At 37.6% G+C, this 3,029-nt stretch carries 5 protein-coding genes and 1 other annotated feature; all 5 genes read left to right on the top strand.

Annotated elements, in window-relative coordinates:
* Nucleotides 1–456: radical SAM family protein (locus tag ACZQCL_RS08145; protein WP_482482697.1), on the top strand; the 456-nt coding region annotated here is incomplete at its 5' end.
* 100 nt (nucleotides 457–556) lie between these two features.
* Nucleotides 557–628, top strand: a sequence feature (ribosomal protein L21 leader region).
* 30 nt (nucleotides 629–658) lie between these two features.
* Entirely contained in the window at nucleotides 659–961 is a 303-nt protein-coding gene (gene rplU / locus ACZQCL_RS08140) for a 50S ribosomal protein L21 (RefSeq protein WP_003864193.1), read from the top strand.
* Between the two features lie 2 nt (nucleotides 962–963).
* Complete coding sequence (locus ACZQCL_RS08135) at nucleotides 964–1,278, top strand: ribosomal-processing cysteine protease Prp (protein ID WP_227992836.1); 315 nt, start codon at nucleotides 964–966, stop codon at nucleotides 1,276–1,278.
* 3 nt (nucleotides 1,279–1,281) lie between these two features.
* Nucleotides 1,282–1,566: a 50S ribosomal protein L27 gene (gene rpmA / locus ACZQCL_RS08130; protein ID WP_003864191.1), complete on the top strand. Its 285-nt coding sequence runs from the start codon at nucleotides 1,282–1,284 to the stop codon at nucleotides 1,564–1,566.
* A 64-nt stretch (nucleotides 1,567–1,630) separates the two neighbouring features.
* Nucleotides 1,631–2,911, top strand: coding sequence for a GTPase ObgE (gene obgE / locus ACZQCL_RS08125; RefSeq protein WP_418561817.1), 1,281 nt, complete (start codon nucleotides 1,631–1,633; stop codon nucleotides 2,909–2,911).
* The last annotated feature ends 118 nt before the right edge of the window (nucleotides 2,912–3,029 follow it).

The following is a 3,029-nucleotide window of genomic DNA, read 5'->3' as shown; positions in this document are numbered from 1 at the left end:
AACGATATGGACTCTGCTTCGAGCATTGAGCGGCGTATCGCTGCTATGAAGCAGGTATATGAAGCAGGTATCCGTACAGTCTGTTTCGTATCCCCGGTATTCCCCGGTATCACGGATTTTGAAGCAATCTTTGAGCAGGTAAAGGATCAGTGCGATCTGTTCTGGCTCGAAAATCTCAATCTTCGAGGCGGTTTCAAAAAGACAATTATGGATTATATTGCCAGAAAACATCCTGATCTTGTACCACTTTACGATGAGATCTATAACAAGCATAACCGCAGCTACTTTGAAGCACTTGAAGTAAAAGCTGAGAAAATGGCTAAGAAGTATGATTGTGCCTTTGTGGATAATGAAATGCCTTATGGCAGAGTCCCACAGGGGCATCCTGTGATCGTAGATTATTTCTATCATGAGGAAATCCGTGGGACAGAGAATACCGGAAAAAGAAATCGCTAATTTCCAGTTTATCGGTATAAAACATAGAGCTAAAAAATAGAATTTTAACTTGACGTATTGCTTTATATCCTTTAAAATATCAATGTTGCAAACTCCGTGTATGGACTTGCAACCGCCCAGAAAAGGTTTTAAGTTGAAATTTCACACCTTGATGGCGAGTATCAAGCTAAATGTGAAAAAAGAATGAATAGGAGGTGCACACATGTACGCAATTATCGAAACTGGTGGAAAACAGATCCGTGTTGAAAAGGATGCTGTTATCTTCGTTGAAAAATTAGAAGCTAACGAAGGAGACACAGTTACATTTGACAAAGTATTATACGCTGATGGAAAATTTGGTAAACCATTCGTAGAAGGTGCAAAGGTAACTGGTGTTGTTGAAAAACAAGGCAAAGGAAAGAAAATCACTATCGTGAAATATAAAGCCAAAAAATCTTCAACACGTCGTAAACAAGGACACCGTCAACCTTACACTCGTGTAAAAATTGAAGCTATCGAAGCTTAATTATGATTAAAATTAAAATTGCTAGAGATGAACATGGGATTTCATTGATCTCTATGCATGGACATGCTGAGTATGATCAGTATGGAAAAGATATCGTCTGTTCTGCAGCCAGTACCATTATTATTGGTGGTATTAACGCAATCGCACAGCTTGGCTATTTAAGTTTCATTTCTTATAAAGTAGATGCAGGGGATGTTGAATTAAAAATAAACAATACGGAATGTGCTGAACTACAAATCATATTGAATACGCTATTGGTTCAGTTTCAAAGTATTGAAGAGAGTTATCCTAAATACATACAAGTACAGGAGGTGTAAAAAATGTTATTAAAATTAGACTTACAGTTATTCGCTTCTAAAAAGGGAGTTGGTTCTACAAAGAACGGTCGTGATTCTCACTCAAAACGTTTAGGAGCTAAATTAGCTGATGGACAATCTTGTCACGCTGGAAGCATTATTTATCGTCAACGTGGAACAAAAATTCATCCAGGAACTAACGTAGGACGTGGTGCTGATGATACATTGTTCGCATTAGTTAACGGTGTTGTTAAATACGAACGTCTTGGTAAAGATAAAAAGAAAGTTTCTGTTTATCCACAAGCTTAACAAGTGTGAAATTTAAGATCCCGTTGCTGGGATCTTTTTTAATGAGAAAGAAAGGAGGGTATATATGTTTGTAGATCAGGTCAAAGTTCATATAAAAGCAGGTAAAGGTGGAGATGGTTTAGTAAGTTTTCGCCATGAGAAATATGTTGCCTATGGTGGACCTTTTGGAGGCGATGGAGGTAACGGTGGAGATGTCATTTTTGAAGCCGATCCAGGAATGACAACACTTTTAGATTTACGTTATCACCGTAAGGTGATCGCTACTCCGGGTGAAAAAGGTAAAAATAAAAAGATGCATGGAGCCAATGGAGAACATAAAGTAGTAAAAGTTCCATTAGGAACGATTGTAAAGAGAAGTGATAATAATCAAGTACTTGCTGACTTGACAAAACCACATCAACGCCAAGTTGTAGCACATGGCGGTCGTGGAGGTCGTGGTAACTGGCATTTTAGATCAAGCCACAATACGGCACCTAAATATGCAGAACAAGGTATATTGGGTGAAGAATTTGATTGTATTGTAGAACTTAGAGTACTTGCCGATGTTGGATTGGTAGGATTCCCTAGCGTAGGAAAATCCACATTCCTAGATGCTGTTAGTAAAGCGCGTCCAGAAATTGGAGATTATCCATTTACGACAATCACACCAAATGTTGGGGTTGTACAAACCGGAGATGGAAGAAGTTTTGTACTAGCCGATTTACCAGGACTTATTGAAGGAGCAAGTGATGGTAAAGGTTTAGGTCACCAGTTCTTGCGTCACATTGAAAGATGTCGTGTTATTATTCACGTTATTGATATGGGTGCAGAAGATGGAAGAGATCCATTAAATGATTATGAAGTCATTAATAATGAGTTGAAATCTTACCAAATTCGTTTATTGGAAAGACCACAAATTGTTGTTGCAAATAAAATGGATATGGAAAATGCCGAAGAAAATGTTCGCCGTTTTAAAGAAAAATATCCAGATATCCCAGTATATGAAACAACAACGATTATTCATGAAGGCTTAGACCCGGTACTAAGAAAAGCAGCCGATCTTCTTGCGACAACACCAGTATTCCCAATTACGGAAGATACGGGTGAAACAGGTGTTATGTATACATTTGAAGAGAAGAAGAAAGACATCATTATTGAAAAAGAAGATGATGGCGTATGGAATGTTTCAGGTCCTAGACTTGAGCGTGTATTTGACATCAATAAGTTGAATACAGAAGAAGACTTCTATCTATTTGCCAATAAAATGCGTTATCTTGGAATTGATACAGCTTTAAGAGAGGCTGGATGTCAAGATGGAGATACAGTACGTTTATTAGGCTTTGAATTTGAATTTATTGAAAACTAAGGTTACACATTGTGTAGCCTTTTCTGTACGACAGGCAGTCGTGCTTATAGTTGATAATCAATCACCGATTATCAACTGTTTTATTTTAGAGACAATAAAGTACAAGATACTCGTAACA

This window comes from Holdemanella sp. (assembly GCF_056804935.1).
The sequence above is the reverse complement of the archived record's forward strand: the minus strand, read 5'-3'. Positions and strand labels throughout refer to the sequence as shown.

Coding starts and splice junctions, on each gene's coding strand:
- rplU (WP_003864193.1), top strand. CDS start 659: ATGTACGCAATTATCGAAACTGGTGGAAAACAGATCCGTGTTGAAAAG.
- ACZQCL_RS08135 (WP_227992836.1), top strand. CDS start 964: ATGATTAAAATTAAAATTGCTAGAGATGAACATGGGATTTCATTGATC.
- rpmA (WP_003864191.1), top strand. CDS start 1,282: ATGTTATTAAAATTAGACTTACAGTTATTCGCTTCTAAAAAGGGAGTT.
- obgE (WP_418561817.1), top strand. CDS start 1,631: ATGTTTGTAGATCAGGTCAAAGTTCATATAAAAGCAGGTAAAGGTGGA.